The organism is Sphingomonas sp. PP-CE-1A-559 (assembly GCF_004340965.1).
GTDB lineage: Bacteria > Pseudomonadota > Alphaproteobacteria > Sphingomonadales > Sphingomonadaceae > Sphingomonas.
Map to the genome: position 1 here is coordinate 1 of NZ_SLYA01000007.1, position 20,817 is coordinate 20,817.

20 protein-coding genes are annotated in these 20,817 nt (G+C 63.8%); 3 read left to right on the plus strand and 17 right to left on the minus strand.

Going from position 1 to position 20,817, the window contains the following annotated elements:
- Nucleotides 1-480: 480 nt before the first annotated feature.
- From C8J42_RS16295 to rpsB, 13 genes are all read right to left on the minus strand, one after another.
- The gene (locus C8J42_RS16295; protein WP_056066020.1) at nucleotides 481-798 is read right to left on the minus strand and encodes a PilZ domain-containing protein; all 318 of its coding nucleotides are present in this window, start codon (nucleotides 796-798) and stop codon (nucleotides 481-483) included.
- A gap of 104 nt (nucleotides 799-902) precedes the next feature.
- On the minus strand, nucleotides 903-1,133 hold the full coding sequence (gene rpmE / locus C8J42_RS16300; RefSeq protein ID WP_055880673.1) for a 50S ribosomal protein L31: 231 nt from the start codon (nucleotides 1,131-1,133) through the stop codon (nucleotides 903-905).
- Between the two features lie 103 nt (nucleotides 1,134-1,236).
- The gene (gene fabZ / locus C8J42_RS16305) at nucleotides 1,237-1,722 is read right to left on the minus strand and encodes a 3-hydroxyacyl-ACP dehydratase FabZ (RefSeq protein ID WP_120301394.1); all 486 of its coding nucleotides are present in this window, start codon (nucleotides 1,720-1,722) and stop codon (nucleotides 1,237-1,239) included.
- 9 nt (nucleotides 1,723-1,731) lie between these two features.
- Entirely contained in the window at nucleotides 1,732-2,394 is a 663-nt protein-coding gene (locus C8J42_RS16310) for an OmpH family outer membrane protein (protein ID WP_120301393.1), read from the minus strand.
- Nucleotides 2,394-5,195 carry an outer membrane protein assembly factor BamA gene (gene bamA / locus C8J42_RS16315; protein ID WP_243644545.1) on the minus strand — a complete coding sequence of 934 codons (2,802 nt, stop codon included), beginning with the start codon at nucleotides 5,193-5,195 and terminating at the stop codon, nucleotides 2,394-2,396. Before bamA ends, C8J42_RS16310 begins: the two co-directional genes overlap by 1 nt.
- A gap of 53 nt (nucleotides 5,196-5,248) precedes the next feature.
- Nucleotides 5,249-6,382, minus strand: a complete 1,134-nt coding sequence (locus tag C8J42_RS16320; RefSeq protein WP_120301422.1) for a M50 family metallopeptidase — start codon at nucleotides 6,380-6,382, stop codon at nucleotides 5,249-5,251.
- On the minus strand, nucleotides 6,379-7,536 hold the full coding sequence (locus C8J42_RS16325) for a 1-deoxy-D-xylulose-5-phosphate reductoisomerase (protein ID WP_133020916.1): 1,158 nt from the start codon (nucleotides 7,534-7,536) through the stop codon (nucleotides 6,379-6,381). The genes C8J42_RS16320 and C8J42_RS16325 overlap by 4 nt, the downstream gene beginning before the upstream one ends.
- A complete protein-coding gene (locus tag C8J42_RS16330) occupies nucleotides 7,533-8,288 on the minus strand; it encodes a phosphatidate cytidylyltransferase (RefSeq protein WP_133020980.1) in 756 nt (251 codons plus the stop codon). Before C8J42_RS16330 ends, C8J42_RS16325 begins: the two co-directional genes overlap by 4 nt.
- Before the next feature lie 65 nt (nucleotides 8,289-8,353).
- Complete coding sequence (locus tag C8J42_RS16335) at nucleotides 8,354-9,073, minus strand: isoprenyl transferase (RefSeq protein WP_279388758.1); 720 nt, start codon at nucleotides 9,071-9,073, stop codon at nucleotides 8,354-8,356.
- A 41-nt stretch (nucleotides 9,074-9,114) separates the two neighbouring features.
- Nucleotides 9,115-9,672: a ribosome recycling factor gene (frr, locus tag C8J42_RS16340; protein WP_056055952.1), complete on the minus strand. Its 558-nt coding sequence runs from the start codon at nucleotides 9,670-9,672 to the stop codon at nucleotides 9,115-9,117.
- 1 nt (nucleotide 9,673) lies between these two features.
- A complete protein-coding gene (gene pyrH / locus C8J42_RS16345; protein ID WP_107954783.1) occupies nucleotides 9,674-10,402 on the minus strand; it encodes a UMP kinase in 729 nt (242 codons plus the stop codon).
- Nucleotides 10,403-11,530: 1,128 nt separating this feature from the next.
- On the minus strand, nucleotides 11,531-12,463 hold the full coding sequence (gene tsf, locus C8J42_RS16350) for a translation elongation factor Ts (RefSeq protein ID WP_133020917.1): 933 nt from the start codon (nucleotides 12,461-12,463) through the stop codon (nucleotides 11,531-11,533).
- A gap of 89 nt (nucleotides 12,464-12,552) precedes the next feature.
- Entirely contained in the window at nucleotides 12,553-13,407 is an 855-nt protein-coding gene (gene rpsB, locus C8J42_RS16355) for a 30S ribosomal protein S2 (protein WP_133020918.1), read from the minus strand.
- A gap of 324 nt (nucleotides 13,408-13,731) precedes the next feature.
- On the opposite strand from rpsB, the gene C8J42_RS16360 reads away from it, so the two are divergent.
- Nucleotides 13,732-13,965 (plus strand): hypothetical protein, encoded by a 234-nt coding sequence (locus tag C8J42_RS16360; RefSeq protein ID WP_056489532.1) that lies wholly within the window; start codon nucleotides 13,732-13,734, stop codon nucleotides 13,963-13,965.
- On the opposite strand, the gene C8J42_RS16365 is transcribed toward C8J42_RS16360, so the two are convergent.
- Both C8J42_RS16365 and C8J42_RS16370 read right to left on the minus strand, forming a co-directional pair.
- On the minus strand, nucleotides 13,904-14,749 hold the full coding sequence (locus tag C8J42_RS16365) for a phosphatidylcholine/phosphatidylserine synthase (RefSeq protein WP_133020919.1): 846 nt from the start codon (nucleotides 14,747-14,749) through the stop codon (nucleotides 13,904-13,906). The genes C8J42_RS16360 and C8J42_RS16365 overlap by 62 nt on opposite strands.
- A complete protein-coding gene (locus C8J42_RS16370) occupies nucleotides 14,749-15,477 on the minus strand; it encodes a phosphatidylserine decarboxylase (protein WP_056489534.1) in 729 nt (242 codons plus the stop codon). Before C8J42_RS16370 ends, C8J42_RS16365 begins: the two co-directional genes overlap by 1 nt.
- A gap of 142 nt (nucleotides 15,478-15,619) precedes the next feature.
- Between C8J42_RS16370 and C8J42_RS16375 the strand changes: the two genes are divergently transcribed.
- Entirely contained in the window at nucleotides 15,620-16,840 is a 1,221-nt protein-coding gene (locus tag C8J42_RS16375) for an NADP-dependent isocitrate dehydrogenase (RefSeq protein WP_056055940.1), read from the plus strand.
- Nucleotides 16,841-16,877: 37 nt separating this feature from the next.
- On the opposite strand, the gene C8J42_RS16380 is transcribed toward C8J42_RS16375, so the two are convergent.
- Nucleotides 16,878-17,330: a hypothetical protein gene (locus tag C8J42_RS16380; protein WP_056065989.1), complete on the minus strand. Its 453-nt coding sequence runs from the start codon at nucleotides 17,328-17,330 to the stop codon at nucleotides 16,878-16,880.
- A gap of 66 nt (nucleotides 17,331-17,396) precedes the next feature.
- On the opposite strand from C8J42_RS16380, the gene C8J42_RS16385 reads away from it, so the two are divergent.
- Complete coding sequence (locus tag C8J42_RS16385) at nucleotides 17,397-19,175, plus strand: cation:proton antiporter (protein ID WP_056065986.1); 1,779 nt, start codon at nucleotides 17,397-17,399, stop codon at nucleotides 19,173-19,175.
- A gap of 30 nt (nucleotides 19,176-19,205) precedes the next feature.
- Here the strand turns inward: C8J42_RS16385 and C8J42_RS16390 are convergent, their stop codons facing one another.
- A complete protein-coding gene (locus tag C8J42_RS16390; RefSeq protein WP_133020921.1) occupies nucleotides 19,206-20,798 on the minus strand; it encodes a long-chain fatty acid--CoA ligase in 1,593 nt (530 codons plus the stop codon).
- Between the last annotated feature and the right edge of the window lie 19 nt (nucleotides 20,799-20,817).

Below are 20,817 nucleotides of genomic sequence, written 5' to 3' on the forward strand. Positions count from 1 at the left end.
GAGGAGCCCGGAAACCGCAAGCCGCCGCCCACATGTCCCTTCATCTTAACCTACAATGTCAAAGAGCCGACAAAAATACCGACACTCGCATAACCTCCCTTGCGGAAGATTTGGAGCATCTGGTTTTCTTGCGACCGCTGCGTCCAGACCGTGTGGCCGTTCGCTGCGGTGACACCCCTCTAGGGCCACCTCCCCGACCCGTCAAACGCTATTTTACAGTTTGAGGTCGGTTTTTGGAAAAATGACGCCGAGGCGTCCAGCAGCGCCCTCTCGCACCTCCTGCATGGGCGATGGCTCGCCACTAGCGCGTTCCGGACAAAAGCTGACCTCGCCAATGCAGACCAGCTGGGCGTCGAGGCAGCCCCCCCCTTCCCCGACGGGGCAAACCGATCGAGCGCCCAGCTTCATTCTGCACGAAAATTTCGTGAGGAGAGGTGAGGAGAAATGTGGCGGACGGCGGCACGTCCACTCGGCAACGCGTCAGCCTGCGGACGCAGTAGCGACCAGCGCTTCGAATACGGACGCCGGCAGGGGAGTGTGGAACTTGCAACCCGCCGTGTAGTCATCGGCCCACATTACCTCGGCAACGACCTGCCCGATTTGCGGAAGGTTGAGCCAGATGCTGGTACCGCGCTTGAGCGCCGAATAGGTTTGAAGTCGTGCACCGTGGACCGAGATGTCGATCACTCTGCAAAGTGTGCGGCCGGTCTTACCGATCCGGACATCGAGCGAAACGGGAGCGCGAAGTGCGCTGCGCCGGGACTTGCGCTCTGCGGGTTCGAAGTCGGCGGCGAACATGGGGTCCTCGTCCTTGCGAGCCCAAATTTAGCCGTCGATCCCTAACGCCGTCTTAATAAAAGGCCCCGGAATGAATTAGTATCAATCCATTCCGGGGCTTTAGCTTACTTACGGAGCGTGAGACCGCCACCGAAACGCTTGTTGAAGCGCGCGACCTGGCCGCCCGTATCGAGCATCGTGCCACGGCCACCGGTCCATGCGGGATGCGCGAGCGGATCGATCTCGAGCGTCATCACATCGCCTTCCTTACCCCAGGTGGTGCGAGTCTGGTACTTGCTGCCATCGGTCATCTGGACGGTGATCATGTGATAATCAGGGTGCGTATCGGCCTTCATGGGAATTCTCCGTATGTGGCTGGTTCCGACCAGCCTGAAAAGGAAGGCGCGCTCGTACACGGACGCGCCCGAATTTACAACAATGCGAGGCTAGAGCCTCACATCAGGCTTTCGGCGGGTCGGCGATCATCGCCGTGAAGTTCGCCTCGGCAACCAGCTGTCCGTCGACCAGCGCGCGGCCGGCGAACTTGCACACCGAGCTGCGCTTCTGGACGAAGGTCACTTCGAGTTTCAGCAAAACGCCTGGCTCGACCGGCTTGCGGAACTTCGCCCCGTCGATCGCCATGAAATAGACGAGCTTGCCCGAACCCGCGAGACCCAGCGACTCGACGGCGAGAATCCCCGCCGCCTGTGCCATCGCCTCGACGATCAGCACGCCCGGCATGATCGGGCGTCCAGGGAAATGCCCCTGGAAGAACTGCTCGTTCATCGACACCGCCTTGATCGCGGTGATCGATGTGTCGAGGATCAGATCCTCGACACGATCGACCAGCAGCAGCGGATAGCGATGCGGCAACGCGGCCATGACGCGCCCGATATCGAGCGGACCCAGGCTAGCCTTTGCCCTGTCGTTCACAGTCTCGGTCATCGGTGTGACTTAGCGACCCTGCGGCGTGCGCGTGGCGGCAGGCGCACGACCGGCCGGAGCCGGCGCGGCGCCCTGCTGCTGGCCACCCTGCTGGTTCGGCTGCCAGTTTGCCGGCACGGCGGTGCTGACCGACGGTACGAGACGGTCGAGTTCGGTCGTGATCGCAGGCGTGATATCGGCAGTCGGCTGTGCGAACAGCGCGGCCTCGGGACGCAGCAGCAGGCTGACGTTCTTGGCGCGAACCGCGGCCGTCACGGCGTCGCTGAGCTTCGCCTGGATCTGCTCGATCGCGTATTGCTGCGCGCGCTGAGCGGGCTGCGTCAGGCGAGCAAGTTCCTGGTTCGCCGCGGTCTCTCGCGTCTGGATCGCCTGAGCCTGCGGACGCAGCGACGCGTCGGTCGCGCCCGGTGCACGCTGTGCGGTCTGGAACGCGGTGACCAGCGGCTGGAGCTCGCGAGCCACGGCCTGGCGGCGCGTCTCGGCCTGATCGAGCTGCGCCTTGTAGGTCGTCTCGATCTGGGCGCGCGCGGCGTTCCAGGCCTTCGAGTTGGCGATCGCACCCTGCGCGTCGGCGACGGCGATGCCCGAAACCTGTGCATCGGCAGCGGTCGCGGTCATGGCGGCAGGCGCAACGAGCGCTGCGGCGAGGAGAAGCGTCTTGAACGTCGTCATCAGAACTGTGTCCCTACGTTGAAAGTAATAAGCTTGGGGTCGTCACCCTTCTGGGTGAGCAAGGCTTTGGCGAGATCGATCCGCAGCGGACCGAATGGCGAGTTCCAGTTGACACCGATACCTACCGAGAGACGCGGCTTGGCCGAGTTTCCAAGGAACGTTTCCTGATAGATGTTCGGATTGAGATACCGCGCATTGGCGGTCGTACCAGAACACGTCGTCGCCCCGGCCGCTATCACGCCGACGGGGCAGATCGTCTGAACAGATGCTATGCCCGGCGTCGTCGCAGTCGCCGCAACTTCCGGCGTCAAGTAGAGCGGATTATCCCCGCTGTCCTTATACTGGTTTTGCAGCAACGTCGGCGAACCATCCGCATTGAACAGCAGTGCACCGGCCGCGCTTTTAGCCTGATCATAATTGAACGTCGGAAGCGGCTTCTTGATACCGAACAGGCTACCCACCTGTGCGTAGATCGATGGCCTCAGACCCAGTTCGCGTGCACCGGATCCCAACGGAATCTCGATTTCCGCACGCGCGAGGTAATAGGCACGGCCACCGAGTGCATCGTCCTGGATCTGATCGCGATCTGTCTGGACCGACTGCGAGCCATCGGCGGCGATCACGTAGCCGGCGCGCAACACACGGGGGCCTACGCCGCGAATGTCGAAGCCGCGGAACTGCGGCTCACCGAGATAGAAGCGATCGGTGATACGGATCGGGTCTCGCCCGGGGCCTGGGCTGCTCTCGAGAGGATGGATGTACCCGCCTTCTGCGACGATCGATCCGATAAACCCGCTGCCAAGGTTGGCGTATTTGGAGCCCTCGAGTCGCGTGCGCAGATACTTCACGTCCCCACCCAGCCCGGCAAAATCCTGGCTGAACGAAAAACGTGAACCCGCAGTAGGACGAAGGCGGCTGTTCAATGTATCTCGGCTGATCGAGTAGCCGACCGAGGACGTCCAACGGTTACCGATCGCTTCGCACAGATATCGGCCCGCCACTTCGAGGTTACATGAACCGTTTGCGTTCAGATATTGGCTATCGAGGCTAACCTCGTCGTAGGACAGACCATAGCGTGCCGAAAGCGACCAAAATTCAGTCAATGGCACGCCGGCACGAAGCTGGAAGCCGGTCGAGACCTGCGAATAGTTGGTCTGACGATCGTTACCGACATAGTTGAACGAGTTATAGTCGCGGCGGAAGATGTCGCCACCGACTGCGATGTTTTTGTCGAACAGATACGGCTCGGTGAAGCCCAGCTCGATCGACTTCGAGTAGCTCGAATAGTTGACGCCGGCGCGCAGTTCCTGGCCCTTGCCGCGGAAGTTGCGCTGCGTGATGTTCGCCTGGATGATGAACCGCTCGAGGCTCGAATAGCCGGCCGACAACTGAAGCTCGCCGGTCGACTTCTCTTCGAGGTTGGTTTCGAGGATCACGCGGTCGGGCGCGGAGCCCGGGAGCTGCTTGATCTCCATCTTGTCGGCGAAATAGCCCAGCGAGTTGATGCGATCCTGCGAGCGCTTGACCTGGAAGCTATTGAACGCGTCGCCCTCCGCCAGACGGATCTCGCGACGAACGACCTTGTCCTGCGTCTGCGTGTTGCCGTTGATGTCGATACGCTCGACATAGGTACGCTTGGCTTCGGCGATGTTGAAATTAATCCCCATCGTCAGCGTTTCGGCGTCCTTCTGGAACTCCGGATTCACCTCGGTGAACGCGTACCCGAACAGGCCCGCGGTCTGGCTGAGGTTGTCGACCGAATCCTCGACCAGCTTGGCGTTGTACCAGTCACCCTTCTTCAGCGGCAGCGTGGCCGCCAGCTTGGTGTTGTCGAAGTCGCGGATCTGGCTGTCGACGGTGACGTCGCCGAACTTGTAGCGCTTGCCCTCCTCCACCACGTACGTGATGATGAAGTCCTTCTTGTCCGGCGTCAGCTCGGCGACCGCCGACGTCACGCGGAAATCGGCGTAGCCCTGCGTCAGGTAGAACTGGCGGAGCTTCTGCTGATCGTAGGACAGGCGATCCTGATCGTAGCTGGTCGCCGACGACAGCAGGCGGAATAGACGCGACTGCTTGGTCGCCATCTGGCCGCGGATCTGGTCGTCGGAGAACACCTCGTTGCCGAGGATGTTGATCTGACGGACCTTGGACTTCGGGCCTTCACTGATCTCGAACACCACGTCGACGCGGTTCTGGTCGAGGTTGACCATCTTCGGATCGATCACCGCGGCGAAGCGGCCCTGGCGACGATACAGCTCGATGATCCGCGCGATATCCTGGCGGACCGCGGTACGCGTGAAGATCTGGCGTGGCGCGAGCTTGATCTCCTTGGTGATCTTGTCGCTTTTTAGCGCCTTGTTGCCCTCGATGATCACGCGGTTGATGATCGGGTTCTCCCGAACGCGCAGGACGATATTGCCGTCCTCGACACCTGCAATCGAGTAATCCGCGAACAGGTCGCTGGCCTGGAGATCCTTCAGCGCCTGATCGAGCGTCTCGGCGGTATAGGGGATGCCGACGCGCAGCTTGGTATAGCTGAGCACCGTCTCGCCCTCGATGCGCTGCGATCCCTCGACGCGCAAAGTCTTTATCGTCCGCACGGATACCGGCGCGCCGACGGGCGTTACTACCGGCGGAGCGACTCGCGTCGCACCGTTCCGCGTCACCGTTCCGGCAGGCGCTGTTGAAGGCGAGGCGGCGGGTGCCGTCTGCGCAAAGGCGGGGACGCCCGACAGGATCGTTCCTGCAAGCAGCAGGGCGCCCTTACGCGCGAAATCGTAACCGTTGATCGCTGTCACCAAACCCACCTTAAAAACGTGCACATACAAGGCGCGCCCGCCCTGCCCTATCGTCGTCAGCCGATCAAGCCGGCCAAGTTCTTCCAGAGCCCAAAATTGCCGAGATCGTTGAAGGTCACGAGCAACATCAGCGCGAGGATTGCCGCAAGGCCGCCACGAAACGCCCATTCCTGAACCTGCGGCTCGACCGGGCGCCTGCGCACCGCTTCGATCGCATAGAAGAACAAATGGCCCCCATCCAGCATGGGCACTGGCAGCAGGTTGATGAACCCCAGATTGATCGACACGAGTGCGATCAGGAAGACATAGGCGTCGAGGCCGAGTGACATCTGCTCGCCCGAGACCTTGGCGATGCTGAGCGGTCCGCCGAGTTCCTTCACCGAACGGCGTCCGGTGATGACCTGCCCCAACGTCTCGACCATCATCGAGACGATCTCGCCGGTCCGCTTTACCGCGATGACCGGCGCCTCGACCAGGCTGACGGTGACGATGATCGGCTTGCTGCCGGCGATGCCTAGGCGACCGATTCGATATTCGTTACCGAAGCGATCGCGCTGCAGTTCGGTGCCGATGACGATGTCGCGCGATAGCGCCCGGTCGCCGCGGACCGCGTCGATCCGGGTCCGCTCGCCAGCGCGGATGCGGGCATAGCGCGCCATATCGTCGAACGTCTCGACCGACCGGCCGCCGATGCCGGTGATCCGGTCGCCCGCCTGCAGGCCTGCCGCTGCGGCGGCACTACCGGGAACAGTGCCGCCGACGATCGGCGGCATCCGAATGTCGCCATAGGCGAACGCGAAGCCGGCGAGGATCAGGATCGCGACGACGAAATTGACGACCGGACCGGCTGCAACGACGATCGCGCGCTGCCATACCGGCTTCGACTGGAACGTACGCTGGCGTTCTTCGGCGGGGAGCGACAGCCACTCCGCGGAGGGCTGGCTGGCCGGGTTCATATCACCAGCGAACTTCACGTAACCGCCCAACGGCAGCCAACCGAACTTCCACCGCGTGCCGCGCTTGTCGGTAAAGCCCGCGATCTCGTGGCCGAAGCCGATCGCGAAGGCATCCGCCTTGATCCCGAAAATGCGCCCAGCGAGGTAATGTCCCATCTCGTGTACGAACACGAGGGGGCCGATCACCGCGGCGAACGACAATATGGTCAGCAGGACACCGGGTGTTTCGATCAAACCGCGTAATCCTTCACACGCTCACCGGCCAAGATCCGCGCCTCGGCATCGATCGCCAGCACGGCATCGACGCTGTCCGGCGCGGCCGGGTCATAACACGACAACGTATGTTCGACGATTGCGGCAATTTCGAGGAAGCCGATGCGACGTTGCAGGAAGGCCTCGACCGCTACCTCGTTGGCGGCGTTGAGAATTGCCGGCCGCGCGCCACCTGCATCGAGCGCCTCGCGGGCAAGCCGCAACGCAGGGAAGCGGACCGGATCGGGTGCCTCGAAGTCGAGCCGGCCGATCGCGACCAGGTCAAGCGGGGCCATCGGCGTCGCCATCCGGTCCGGCCAGGCCAGCGTATGCGCGATCGGCGTCCGCATGTCGGGTGGCCCGAGCTGCGCCAGCACCGACCCGTCGACATGATCGACGAGGCTGTGGATCACCGACTGCGGATGGATGACGATCTCGATCCGGTCGTGCGCAATCGGGAACAGCCGCGCGGCCTCGATCAGCTCGAGGCCCTTGTTCATGCAGGTCGCCGAATCGACCGAGATCTTCGCGCCCATCGACCAGTTGGGATGCTTGACCGCCTGTTCCAGCGTCACGCCGCGCATCTGCTCGGTCGTCCAGTCGCGGAACGGCCCGCCGCTGCACGTCAGGATGATCCGCCGCACACGTTCTGGACGAGTCGCGTCGAAACATTGGAAGATCGCGTTGTGCTCGGAATCGGCAGGAAGCAACGTCGCGCCAGTCCGCTTCGCCGCAGCGAGGATGACGTCGCCGGCGGAGACCAGCGGCTCCTTGTTGGCGATCACCACGGTACCGCCCTGCTCGATCGCCGCCATCACCGGCTTCAATCCCGCACAACCGACGATCGCCCCCATCGTCCAGTCCGCGCCCGAAGACGCCGCCTTGATGATCGCCTCGACACCGCCGCCTGCGCGGATCCCCGTGCCGGCCAGCGCCTCACGAAGCTCGGGAAGACAGCGCTCGTCCGCGACGACGGCGAACTCGGCCTTGGTCCGGATCGCCGCGGCGGCAAGCTTCGCCACATCGCAATTCGCCGTCAGCGCGACGACACGAAACCGATCGGGCTCCCGCTCGATCAGGTCGAGCGTCGAGGTACCGACCGAACCGGTAGCGCCCAAAATCGTGACGCTCTTCATGCGTAGAAATGCGGGAGCAGGACGAGGAACGCCGCGACCGGCGCGACCGGGACCAGCCCGTCGAGCCGATCCATCACGCCGCCATGTCCGGGCAGGATGTTGCCGCTGTCCTTCACGCCCGCCACTCTCTTCAACCAGCTCTCGTAAAGATCGCCCATCTGCGCGAGCACGGCGAGCAACGGCGTCGCCAGCGTCATCCGCATCGGCAGGCCGTATTGCGTGTGTAGCACCGCCGCGACCGCGCCCGCGAGCACGACACCACCGATCAGCCCCGACCATGTCTTGTTCGGACTGATCACCGGCGCAAGCTTGGGTCCGCCCAGCGTGCGCCCGGTAAAGAACGCGCCGATATCGCACGCCCACACCAGCGACAGCGCCCACAGCGTGTAGAGGATGCCCTCGTCCTGCCGCCGGATGATCATCAGCGCGAACACGGGAAGGCCACAATAGATAGTGCCCAGCGCCAGCTTGGGTTTTCGCGTCGTGATGACGACGAAGAACGCCGCCCCCACAAGCAGCCCCAGCGTGAAGAAATCATGGATCACGAGGATGAGCGACGCGGGGGCCATCAACGCGAGCGGCACCGACAGCGCGAACTGCGTCATCCGCTTGGTCTTGGCGTCGGCGCCCTGGAGCATCGACCATTCCGCCATCATGAACACCGCGGCGACCACGCCTAGCACCCAGAACGCAATCCCGCCGAGCGTCAGCGCAAGGCTGGCCACCGCGATCATGCCGACGCTGGCGATCATCCTGAGCTGGAGATTGGACGGCGTGCGCAACGCCTGATCGGGCGCCTTTTCAGGATCGGTAAGACTCACAGGCCACCGTAGCGACGCTGGCGCTGACCGAACGCCGCGACCGCATCGGCGAGCGCGGCGGCGTCGAAGTCAGGCCAGAGCGTGTCGACGAACAGGAGCTCCGCATACGCCGCCTGCCACAACAGGAAGTTCGACAAGCGCTGCTCACCCGACGTCCGGATCATGAGGTCCAGCGGAGGAAGGTCGTGCGTATCGAGTTCCGCCTCGATCGTCGCCTCATCGATCCTCGCCGGATCCAGCCCGCCATCACGCGCCCGCTCCGCCAGACGCCGCGCGGCGGTCACCAGTTCGGCATGCGCGCCATAATTCAGCGCGATCGCCAGAATCGGCCCGGTATTGCCCGCGGTCCGCGCGATGGCGTCATCCACCATCGCCACCAGATCGGGCGAAAAGCTGTGGTAGTCGCCGATCACGCGCAGCCGGACGTTCTCGCGCGCGAGTTCGTCGAGGTCGCTGCGGATGAAATGCCGCAGCAACCCCATCAGGTCGCTGACCTCCTCGGCCGGGCGCCGCCAGTTCTCCGACGAGAACGCGTACAGCGTCAGCGCCTCGATCCCCATCGCCCGCGCCGCGCGCGTCACCTTGCGCACCGCCTCGACGCCGGCCTTGTGCCCGGCGAAGCGCGGCAGGAACCGCTTCTTCGCCCAGCGGCCATTGCCGTCCATGATGATCGCGACATGACGCGGCACCGCCCCGCCTGCAGGAACGGCGCCCACAGGAACAGCAGCGAGCGGCGCGGCCGAGGAGGCCTGCAACCTCACTTGCCCAGGATTTCCTTTTCCTTGGCGGTCGCGGTCGCATCGAGTTCGGCGATGATGCTGTCGGTCAGCTTCTGCACTTCGGTCTCGTGACGCTTGCGCTCGTCCTCACCGAACACGCCCTTCTTCTCGTCGACCTTGAGCGAATCCATGCCGTCGCGACGGACGTTACGGACCGCGATGCGCGCCTTCTCGGCATACTGGCCGGCAAGCTTGGCGAGCTCCTTGCGGCGCTCCTCGGTGAGGTCGGGGATCGGCAGGCGCAGCGTCTGGCCGTCGACGATCGGGTTGAGCCCGAGGCCGGCCGAGCGGATCGCCTTGTCGGTCGGGCCGACGTTCGACTTGTCCCAGACCTGCACCGACAGCATCCGCGGCTCGGGCGCCGACACGGTCGCGACCTGGTTCAGCGGCATCGACGAGCCGTACACCGTCACCATCACCGGATCGAGCAGCGCGGTCGACGCGCGGCCCGTGCGCAGGCCTGCGAGATCGCTCTTCAGCGCTTCGACGGCACCCGCCATGCGGCGTTCGAGGTCGGTCTTGTCGTATGCGGCCATCTTAAAGCTCCTGCTCGTTCTGGACGATCGTCGACACGCCATCACCCGCCAGCACCGCGGCGAGATTGCCGGGTTCGCGGATGTTGAAGACGACGATCGGGATGTTGTTGTCGCGGCACAGCGCGATCGCGCTCGCGTCCATGACCTTGAGGTCGTCGGACAGCACGCGGCTGTACGTGACCGTTTCGTAGCGCACTGCGTCCGGGTGCGTCTTCGGGTCGGCGTTATAGACGCCGTCGACCGAAGTGCCCTTGAACAGCGCATCGCACTTCATCTCGGCAGCACGCAGAGCGGCGCCCGAATCGGTGGTGAAATAAGGGCTGCCGACCCCCGCCGCGAAGATCACGACGCGACCCTTCTCCAGGTGACGCTCGGCCCGGCGGCGGATGAACGGCTCGCACACCGACGCCATCGGGATCGCCGACTGGACGCGCGTGTCGACGCCGATCTGCTCCAGCGCGTTCTGCACGGCGAGCGCGTTCATCACGGTCGCGAGCATACCCATGTAATCGCCGGTCGCGCGGTCCATCCCACGTGCCGCGCCCGCCATGCCGCGGAAGATGTTGCCACCACCGACGACGATGCAGATCTCATAGCCCTTGGCCTTGATGTCGGCGATCTCCTGCGCAACGCGCGCGGTGACCGTCGGGTCGATCGACAGGCCGGACGGCCCCATCAGGACTTCGCCCGACAGTTTCAGCAGAATACGTTTGTAGCGCGGAGGCGTCATAAATCTCGAATATTGATTGGCGGGGCGGCGCGGACCTTAGGCGGCGAGGCCCGGGATGTGAAGCGCTGTGCGGCGCGTCCATCGCATTCGGGCGACGATGAAACAGAATTCCTTCTTAACGGGAAGCGCTGATCATGAAATTGCCGTCACTCCCGCAAGGCGGGAACCCACATGGCGGGCGTCCGGACGGATCGCTGGCATCGAAGTAGACACCAGCAACGAAAGGCACCGATCGTTGCACCGGAACGTACGGCTAGAGGCTATAGTCCTTCAGGGCTTTGTTATCGCCCGCACTCCCGCGGATCTTGGCTATATCCAGCGCTCGAGTTGCTGCTCGCAAACCGCCAGTCATAGAAAACCTACCCACATTAAATTTGCCACTCTCAAGCGGTAAAGCGACGCCCAACTCACCGCCGATCGAGAGAGAGTCGATCAGCGTATCATTCAGCGGCATCGTTAGAAGGTAACGTTTCTCCCATATCTTGCATTTCAGTTGGACCGTGAATGACCCCGCACTGGAATTGATAAGCGCTGGATATTCGTGGCTCTCAACGCACGTTGTTTGCAAGTTGAAGAACGTCGTACAGTCCCCGGTGCATACGACGCCGAACGCCGAACCGGATGCGTTCTTCGTCGTTGCCCAAGCCCCCTTCCCTACCGGGTAGATCGTCCAATCACCGAACTGCTCGTTCGTCGACTGGAACCGCGGCATGAGCGGTGGTGGCGTCACAACTACAGGCGGCGGAATGACGGGCTGTTTGCGTTGAGCGGCCGTAGATTGGGTTATCGCCAAGCCGGCAATTAATAGCCCACGCGCCAAATTTCGAACTACGACCATACGTACCCTCTTCCCTGCAAGACTTAATACGTCCTGCAAATCGGGGGTAGGTCAAGCGCCGAAACATTACGTTCGTTGAGTGCGAGCAAATGCATCCCGCCTGCGCGGGGATGACGGAGCAGCACGAAGGCTGCCCCGCTATCCTTCTCCCCTCGGGGAGAAGGTGGCCCGGCAGGGCCGGATGAGGGGGCGTGAGGTTCGAGACCTCGCCACTCCCCTCACCCTTCCCACTCGGCAAGAGCCGAGCGGGCCCCTTCCCCCTCCCCGTTGGGGCGAGGGAGGAAGTCAGCTTATGCCTGGGGCACGCCCGATGCAGCAGCAACCTCGGCTGCGAAGTCGGACTGCTCCTTCTCGATGCCTTCGCCGAGCTGGAAGCGGACATAGTCCACCAGCTTGATCTCGGTCCCTGCATCCTTGCCGGCCTTGGCGACGACGTCGGAGATCTTGGTCTTGCCGTCCATCACGAACAGCTGGCTGACCAGGGCATGCTCCTTGCGATACTTGGCGATGCCGCCCTCGACCATCTTGGCGATGATGTCGGCAGGCTTGCCCGACTCGGCGGCCTTCTCGGTCGCGATCGCGCGCTCACGCTCGATCTCGGACTCGTCGAGGTCGGCTTCGTTCAGCGCCTTCGGGAACGCGGCTGCGATGTGCATCGCGAGCTGCTTGCCGAGCGCCTGGAGAACCTCGTCCGAAGCCTCCGACTCGAGCGCGACGAGCACGCCGATCTTGCCGAGGCCGGGGGCCGCTGCGTTGTGAATGTACGGAACGACCGCACCCTTGCTGACTTCCAGCGTGCGCGAGCGGCGCAGCGACTGGTTCTCGCCGATCGTCGCGACGTTGTTCGTCAGGACTTCCTCGACGGTCTTGCCCGATGGCATCGCCTGCGACTTCAGCGCCTCGATTTCGCCGCCGGTCGCCAGAGCGATCTGCGTCACGTCACGGACGAACGACTGGAACTGGTCGTTCTTGGCGACGAAATCGGTCTCCGAGTTCACTTCGACCGCTGCGCCCTTGGTGCCCGACACGGCGACGCCGACCAGGCCCTCGGCCGCGGTACGGCTGGACTTCTTGGCGGCGGCTGCGAGCCCCTTGGTACGCAGCCAATCCATTGCCTGCTCCATGTCGCCGGCGTTCTCGCTGAGCGCCTTCTTGCAATCCATCATGCCCGCGCCGCTCTTCTCGCGCAGATCCTTGACCATTGCTGCCGTGATATCGGCCATGTCTCTAATCCTTTTTAGGTCTGAATATGGTTGCGGGCGAGGCAGAGCTTTCGCCCTACCCCGCCCGCATGACGGTTCGGCGACGACGCTTATGCGTCGATCTGGCGCTCACCCTCGGCTGCCAGCTCGGCAGCGATGTCGGCGTTCGCAGCCGACTCGCTCGTCGGCGCGCTGGCCTCGACGACCGGGTCTGCGCTCAGTGCCTCTTCCTTCGGCGGCTCGATCATCGCGCCGATGTCGGCACCGGTACGGCGCTGCTGCTCCTGGCCGCCGCGCGTCGCTGCGATCGCTATCGCCTCGCAGTACAGGCGGATGGCGCGGGCTGCGTCGTCGTTCGCGGGAACCGGGAAGGCGATGCCGTCCGGCGACACGTTCGAATCGAGGATCGCGACGACGGGAATACCCAGCGTGTTCGCTTCCTTGATCGCCAGCTCTTCCTTGTTCGCGTCGATCACGAACATCACGTCGGGAATGCCGCCCATGTCGCGGATGCCGCCGAGCGAAAGCTCGAGCTTGTCCTTCTCGCGGGTGAGCTGGAGGACTTCCTTCTTGGTCAGGCCGACGGTGTCGCCCGACAGCATTTCCTCGAGCGTCTTGAGACGCTTGATCGAACCCGAGATGGTCTTCCAGTTGGTGAGCATGCCGCCCAACCAGCGATGGTTGACGAAGTGCTGGCCCGAGCGACGCGCTGCGTCCGCGACGGGATCCTGCGCCTGGCGCTTGGTGCCGACGAACAGGACCTTGCCACCACCGGCAACAGCCGACGAGACGAATTCGAGCGCGCGCGCGAACAGCGGCACGGTCTGCGAAAGATCGAGGATGTGGACGCCGTTACGATCACCGAAGATGTAAGGCTTCATCTTTGGGTTCCACCGATGAGTCTGGTGGCCGAAATGCGCGCCCGTTTCGATGAGCTGCTGCATGGAGACGACTGGAGCCGCCATAGGGATATATCCTTCCGGTTGTGCCTCTGGGAAGCGGATGACGTCGTGGCCGAAGACCGTGACGCACCGGGCTATGATGCCTCCCATGCGGGGTTAGAGGCGCGGCCCTTAGCGTGGCTTAATTCGAAAAGCAATCACACCAAGCGCGCTTGACTCACGGAACGCAATGAGAACATAAAGGGCTCAGAGGGGAACAGATGTTCGACTCGGCGCGGAATCACCCCGGTAGGGCGGGATTCGAAATGCGACGAGTGGAACGATGTTTCTGACCAAGTGTTTGCGGATATTAGGAATTTGTTCGCAACTCATAGGAAGGCGGACGTGATGTTGGTTCTGAGCTTCATGGTTTTTGCTGGTGCATTCGCGGTCGCGGGCATGATGATCGTCTCGTCGATCGCACCGCAGTGGGATCGTATCGTGCGCCTCGCGATGGGCAACGTCGAACCCGCGTTCCAGCCGCTCCGCACGCTGGCCGTTGCGGAGCGCCGGATCGCGGTCAGGCGCTGGGCTTCGACGTCGGCTCCTGTGCCCGCCCGCCGCTGGAACGCTGCCGCCTGATCTTGGCATAGCTGGCGATGCTGAACGGCATCGAGAGCAGGTACAGCACGCAGATGATGCTGAGCGTATGCCATGGCGCGCTCACGATGGCAGCGCCTAGCAATACGACGAGCGCAATGGCCTCGAACCGGATGTTGCTGCGGAGTTTGACCGAACTCCACGAGTAGGTGGCGATACTCGACACCATCAGTAGCGCGACGAACGCGACCCAGGGCGCCACGAAATACGGCGACGCGAATTTGGGTTCATCGGTCCAGAACCAGAAGAACATCGGCATCAGCGCGAGTCCCGCGCCGGCCGGAGCCGGAACGCCGGTTAGGAAACCCGCGGACTTGTGCGGCTGGTGGCTCTCGTCGATCTTGGCGTTGAAGCGTGCGAGACGCAGCGCGCAGAACACAGCGAGGATCAGCGAGCAGATCCAGCCGACGCGCGGCAACGCCGTCAGCGACCAGAGATAGACGATCAACGCAGGCGCGACGCCGAACGAGATCGCGTCGGACAGCGAATCAAGCTCGGCACCGAACCGGCTTTCGCCATGCAGCATCCGGGCAATCCGACCATCGAGGCCGTCGAGCACGCCCGCGACCATGATCATCGCGACCGCGCTTTCCCATTGACCACCGATCGCGAATCGCACGCCACTCAGGCCTGAACACAGCGCTAGCGCGGTGACTGCGTTGGGAGCGACGGCGCGCAGGGGAAGTCCGCGCGGTGCACGACGTGTGCGACCGAAGCGCCCCCGGCCCCGCTCCTCGATCGAATCGGTCGAACCGTCGCGGTCCATCACTGCGCGATACCACCGACCGGAACGCCACCGACGCGACCAAGCACGGTCTCGCCCGCGATGCTGCGCTGGCCCAGACACACCTGCGGCACGACATGATCGGGCAGGTACACGTCGACTCGGCTACCGAACCGGATCAGGCCGATGCGCTGGCCGACCGCGACCATGTCGCCCGCCTTCACGAAGCCGAGGATGCGGCGCGCGACCAGGCCGGCGATCTGCGTGAAGCCGATCCGCATGCCGTTGCGGTCCTCGACGACGAAATGCTGGCGCTCGTTCTCATCGCTCGCCTTGTCGAGGTCGGCGTTGAGAAACTTGCCCGAAATGTAGACCACTTGGCGGATCGTACCGGCGATCGGCGTGCGATTGATGTGCACGTCGAACACCGACATGAAGATCGACACACGGACCAGCGGTGCGTCGCCGAGACCGTTCTCGCCGGCAAGCTCGCGCGGGATCGGCACGCGCTGGATCATCGTGATCAGCCCGTCCGCAGGCGCGACGATCAGGCCTTCGCCTTGTGGGGTGGTGCGGATCGGATCGCGGAAGAACGTCGCGACCCAGATCACGACGCCGACCATCGGCCAGAACAGCACGTGGCTGACGATCGTCAGCAACAGCGTGATGCCGGTCGCGATCGCGACGTATTTGTGGCCCTCCGGATGGACTGCGGGAAATCGCCATTTGACCGTGGAGGTCGTGACGGGCGGCTTGTCGAGCGATGCCATAACCTGCGGGTCTATCCGTGCACGACGCGCGATACAACGATGAACCGGCTTTTCCTTACAGCACCAACGGTTGGCCAGCGGTTGATCGCCGCGGCATGCTCCCCTAGACGCTCACCAAACCCCTCCCCCGAAGGACCCGGATATGGCGAAGATCAAGGTAAAGAATCCGATCGTGGAGATCGATGGCGACGAGATGACCCGGATCATCTGGGAATGGATCCGCGAACGCCTGATCAAGCCGTATCTCGACATCCAGCTCGATTATTACGATCTCGGCGTCGAGCATCGCGACGCGACTGACGACCAGGTCACGATCGACAGCGCGCTCGCCACGCAGAAGCACGGCGTCGCGGTGAAGTGCGCGACGATCACGCCCGACGAGCAGCGCGTGACCGAGTTCGGCTTGAAGAAGATGTGGAAGTCGCCGAACGGCACGATCCGCAACATCCTCGGCGGGACCATCTTCCGTGAGCCGATCGTGATCAAGAACGTGCCCCGCCTGATCCCGGGCTGGACGCACCCGATCGTCGTCGGCCGTCACGCATTCGGCGATCAGTACCGCGCGACCGACTATCTGGTCCCCGGCCCGGGCAAGCTGCGCCTCGTCTTCGAAGGCGACGACGGCACGGTCATCGACCGCGAGGTGTTCCAGTTCCCGTCGGCCGGCGTCGCGATGGCGATGTACAACCTCGACGATTCGATCCGCGATTTCGCCCGCGCATCGATGCATTACGGCCTCAACCTGAAGTGGCCGGTGTATCTGTCGACCAAGAACACGATCCTCAAGGCCTATGACGGCCGCTTCAAGGACCTCTTCGCCGAGGTGTTCGAGGCCGAGTTCAAGGACAAGTTCAAGGAAGCGGGCATCGTCTACGAGCATCGCCTGATCGACGACATGGTCGCATCGGCGCTGAAGTGGAACGGCGAGTTCGTCTGGGCCTGCAAGAACTATGACGGCGACGTCCAGTCGGATCAGGTCGCGCAAGGGTTCGGGTCGCTCGGCCTGATGACCTCGATCCTGCTGACCCCGGACGGCAAGACCGTCGAGGCCGAAGCCGCGCACGGCACCGTCACGCGGCACTTCCGCATGCACGAGCAGGGCAAGGCGACCTCGACCAACCCGATCGCGTCGATCTTCGCGTGGACCGGTGGCCTGAAGTATCGCGGCAAGTTCGACGATACGCCCGACGTCACCAAGTTCGCCGAGACGCTCGAGCGTGTCTGCGTCCAGACGGTCGAGAACGGGCACATGACCAAGGATCTCGCGATCCTGATCGGCCCCGACCAGCCTTGGATGACGACCGAGCAGTTCTTCGAGCAGGTGCGGTCCAACCTCGAGACGGAAATGGCCAACTGGGCCTGAACTGATGGCCGGGCGGTGCGACGCCGCCCGGTCTCATTCACCGCGATCCGACGCGTAAGCTCCGGTTGACCACCGCGGCGCGGAGATACTGGAAATACACGGCACAGCCGATCAGATGCGCAGTGAACGGTATGCGGGACAGCTTCCAGAATTCGACCTGGGCGCACGCAAGCCATAGGAAAAGCCCCGTCAGACCGAATGCGATCGTCGACAACAGGATCGACGAGAAAGTGGCACCGACGCCAAGCGTCAGCGGTCCCGCCCCGCGATAGCCGACAAGGTAGGGCGCAAGGATCAGCAGCCAGATGGCGCCCCAACCTGAGCTAGTCATAATCACAGACATCAAGAGCATCGCCGGTCCGTCGACGCTTGTGCCGCCCTCCGCATAATAGAGATGGCTGTGGTACATGATCAGCGGGATCGGCGCGCAGGCCAGCGCGATCCCGACGATCCATAGCGTCCATGCCCGTTTCGGTGTTCGCACGTGCATGGCGTTTCGCCCCTCTACGACACAAACAGCCTAGCCGCCCCGCCGCAAGGCTGGTCTAAGCGTAGCATGGCATTACGGCTCGACAATCAAGGTTTCAGCGACACGCTCGTCATTCTGGGCGCGGCGGGCCTCGTCATTCCCGCGTTCGCGCGGTTCCGGGTTAGCCCGGTCATCGGTTTCATCCTGGTCGGCCTGCTGGTCGGCCCCGCCGGCTTGGGCTCGCTCACCGGCTCTATGCCGTGGCTGTATTACCTAACCATCTCGAACCCAGAGTCGATCGAGCCGTTCGCCGAGTTCGGTATCATCCTGCTGTTATTCTCGATCGGCCTCGAACTGTCGTTCAAGCGGCTATGGTCGATGAAGCGGCTCGTATTCGGTACCGGCGCTGCCGAACTGATCGGCTCGGCGCTGATCATCGGCACGGCGCTGCACTTCATCGGCCAGGAATGGGCAGGCGCGATAGGGCTCGGGTTCGCGCTCGCGCTGTCCTCGACAGCTTTAGTCCTACCGCTCGTCGGCACGACGGGTGCGGTCGGTCGGGGAGCGTTCGCGATGCTGCTGTTCGAGGATCTGGCGCTCGTCCCGATCATCTTCGTGCTTGGTGCGCTGGCACCGACTGCGAGCGCAGACGGCTGGTCGAACATCGCCGGCGTGGCATTGCGCGGTGGTTTGACCGTCGTCGCGATGTATATCGGCGGGCGGGTCGTCCTGCCCCGGCTGTTCGGGCAGGCCGCGCGCACCAAGAGCCCTGAACTCTTCCTTGCCGCGTCGCTGCTGGTGGTGATCGTAGCGAGCGTCGCGACAACGGCCGCCGGACTGTCGCCTATCGTTGGCGCGCTGCTGGCGGGGTTGCTGATCGCCGAGACCGAATATCACAGCGAGGTCGAGGTCATCACCGCGCCGTTCAAGGGGCTCGCGCTAGGTGTGTTCCTGATCACGGTGGGCATGAGCCTCGACCTCCGGCTGATCGCGCAGAACTGGCCGTCGCTCCTACTCGCGGTGTCGGGCGTGGTGGCGACCAAGGCGATCGTCACGTTCCTGTTCCTGCGCGTCGCCAATTCGCGGCGCGGGGTCGCGGCCGAGACGGGCTTGCTGATGGGTAGCCCCTCCGAGACCACGCTGATCGTGCTTGCAACGGCCGCACAGGCGCAGTTGATCCTGCCGTCGACCGCCGCTTTCTGGCAGACCGTCACTGCGATTGGGCTGACGATCACGCCGCTGCTGGCAAAGCTCGGCCGCACCGTCTCGCGTCAACTGGAAAGCCGGTCAGGTGCCGACGCCGGCGATATTGAGATCGACGACGATGGGCCGGGAACCGTCGTGATCGGCTTTGGTCGGGTCGGGCGGATGGTCGCCGACATGCTCGCAGTTCATGGCCAGAAGTACGTCGCGGTCGAGGCGGATATCGACTCGGTCGAAGCAGCGCGGGCGCAGGGACATCCGGTGCTGTTCGGCGACGTGGCGCGCGCGGAATTGGTCGACAGGCTGAAGCTGCATACCGCCAAGGCGTTGATCCTGACGATGGACGATCCGGTGCTGACGGTACGCCTGGCGAGGCGGGTGCGGGCTTTGGCCCCGGACCTGCCGATCGTGGCGCGTGCGCGAGATACGGCGCATGCAGCCGAGCTGTACCGTGCAGGCGTCACCGATGCCGTGCCGGAGACGCTGGAGAGTTCGCTGCAACTGGCCGAGGCGGTGCTGGTCGATCTCGGCGTGGCGATGGGCCCCGTCATCGCCTCGATCCACGAGAAGCGCGATGAGCTTCGGCAGGAGATCAAGGCGGCGGCTGACATGCTGGTCGAACCGCGGATCAGAAAAGCTAAGCGCACGCCCCGCGCGGCATAAATGCCGCGTCGGGCGTCGCTTGAAGACCAGTCAGGCTGACGCCAGCGCGAAATCCTTGAAGCGTTCGCGTAGGGCGGTTTTCAGTAGCTTGCCCGTGGCGGTGTGCGGCAGGTCGTCGACGAAGACGATCGCGTCGGGGAGCCACCATTTCGCAACGTACTCGGCCAGGTGGTCGCGAATCTCGGCTTCTCCGACGTTGCTGCCGGGTTTGCGGACGACCAGCAGCAGCGGGCGCTCGTCCCACTTGGGGTGGTGGATGCCGATCGCCGCCGCCTCCGCCACGCCCGGACAGCCGACCGCCGCGTTCTCGAGATCGACCGAGCTGATCCATTCGCCGCCGGACTTGATGACGTCCTTCGAGCGGTCGGTAATTTGCATCGTGCCGTCCGCATGCAGCATCGCGACGTCGCCGGTGTCGAACCAGGATTCACCGTCAACCGCGTCCTCGTCGGCGCCGAAATAGCGTTGGACTACCCAGGGGCCCCTCACCTGCAACCGGCCGGCGACCTTGCCGTCGCGGGCTAGCACCGTGCCTTCGTCGTCGATAATGCGGAGTTCTATGCCGAAGGGGACGCTGCCCTGCTTGCCGACGAGGTCCAGCTTTTCCTCATGGCTCATGTCCTCCCAGTGTGGGGGCGCGAAGCCGGCGGTGCCAATCGGCGAGGTCTCGGTCATGCCCCAGAGGTGCTTCACCGTGGCGCCCATGCCCATGATCCGCTCGATCATCGCGCGCGGCGCGGCCGAGCCGCCGATCGTGACCAGTTTCAGATACGCGGGCGCGTCGCCGGTCGCTTCCATGTGGCCGAACATCGCTAGCCATACGGTCGGCACGCCGGCGGAATGCGTGACCTTCTCGTCGTTCATCAGGCGGCACAGCACGGCCGGATCGTTGACCGCGGAATAGACCACTTTCGCCCCCGACAGCGCGCAGGCGAACGGCAGGCCCCAGGCGGCGGCATGGAACATCGGCACGACCGGCAGCACGACAGCATTGGGAGAAAGATCGAACACCCACGGCGCGACCTCGGCCATCGCGTGGATCAGCGTCGAGCGGTGCGTATAGAGCACGCCCTTCGGATTGCCGGTGGTGCCGCTGGTGTAGCAGAGCATGCAAGGCTCGCGCTCGGGGCCTTCGACCCATTCATAGTCACCGTCCTCGGCGTCGAGCAGCGCCTGGAAGCCGTCGGGGCCGAGATCGTCGAAGCAGACGTAATGCCGAATGCTGGTCCATTGCGCGCGGAGGCGATCGACGAGCGGCTGGAACGCCTTGTCGTAGAGCATCACGCGGTCTTCGGCGTGGTTGGCGATGTAGACGAGTTGTTCGTCGAACAGCCGCGGGTTGATCGTGTGGATCACGCCGCCCATGCCGATCGTGCCGTACCAGGCGACGAGGTGGTGCGCGTGGTTCATCGCCAGCGTCGCGACCCGGTCGCCGGGCGCTACGCCTAGCTTTTCGAGCGCTTGAGCCAGTTTGCGGGCGTCGCGCGCGATACCCGCCCAGTTGATGCGCGTCTCGCGACCGTCGGCCCAGTAGCTGACGAGTTCCCTCGCGCCATGCTCTCTCGCCGCGTGGTCGATCAGGCGGGGAACACGAAGCTCGAAATCCTGCATTCCACCAAGCATTCTCGCTCTCCCAAGCTCG

Coding starts and splice junctions, on each gene's coding strand:
- C8J42_RS16360 (WP_056489532.1), top strand. CDS start 13,732: ATGTTGGTTCTGAGCTTCATGGTTTTTGCTGGTGCATTCGCGGTCGCG.
- rpmE (WP_055880673.1), bottom strand. CDS start 1,133: ATGAAGGCCGATACGCACCCTGATTATCACATGATCACCGTCCAGATG.
- C8J42_RS16390 (WP_133020921.1), bottom strand. CDS start 20,798: ATGCTTGGTGGAATGCAGGATTTCGAGCTTCGTGTTCCCCGCCTGATC.
- C8J42_RS16325 (WP_133020916.1), bottom strand. CDS start 7,536: ATGAAGAGCGTCACGATTTTGGGCGCTACCGGTTCGGTCGGTACCTCG.
- C8J42_RS16370 (WP_056489534.1), bottom strand. CDS start 15,477: ATGGCATCGCTCGACAAGCCGCCCGTCACGACCTCCACGGTCAAATGG.
- C8J42_RS16375 (WP_056055940.1), top strand. CDS start 15,620: ATGGCGAAGATCAAGGTAAAGAATCCGATCGTGGAGATCGATGGCGAC.
- rpsB (WP_133020918.1), bottom strand. CDS start 13,407: ATGGCGGCTCCAGTCGTCTCCATGCAGCAGCTCATCGAAACGGGCGCG.
- C8J42_RS16385 (WP_056065986.1), top strand. CDS start 17,397: ATGGCATTACGGCTCGACAATCAAGGTTTCAGCGACACGCTCGTCATT.
- C8J42_RS16295 (WP_056066020.1), bottom strand. CDS start 798: ATGTTCGCCGCCGACTTCGAACCCGCAGAGCGCAAGTCCCGGCGCAGC.
- pyrH (WP_107954783.1), bottom strand. CDS start 10,402: ATGACGCCTCCGCGCTACAAACGTATTCTGCTGAAACTGTCGGGCGAA.
- C8J42_RS16310 (WP_120301393.1), bottom strand. CDS start 2,394: ATGACGACGTTCAAGACGCTTCTCCTCGCCGCAGCGCTCGTTGCGCCT.
- C8J42_RS16380 (WP_056065989.1), bottom strand. CDS start 17,330: ATGCACGTGCGAACACCGAAACGGGCATGGACGCTATGGATCGTCGGG.
- tsf (WP_133020917.1), bottom strand. CDS start 12,463: ATGGCCGATATCACGGCAGCAATGGTCAAGGATCTGCGCGAGAAGAGC.
- C8J42_RS16365 (WP_133020919.1), bottom strand. CDS start 14,749: ATGGACCGCGACGGTTCGACCGATTCGATCGAGGAGCGGGGCCGGGGG.
- C8J42_RS16330 (WP_133020980.1), bottom strand. CDS start 8,288: ATGATCGCCAGCGTCGGCATGATCGCGGTGGCCAGCCTTGCGCTGACG.
- frr (WP_056055952.1), bottom strand. CDS start 9,672: ATGGCCGCATACGACAAGACCGACCTCGAACGCCGCATGGCGGGTGCC.
- fabZ (WP_120301394.1), bottom strand. CDS start 1,722: ATGACCGAGACTGTGAACGACAGGGCAAAGGCTAGCCTGGGTCCGCTC.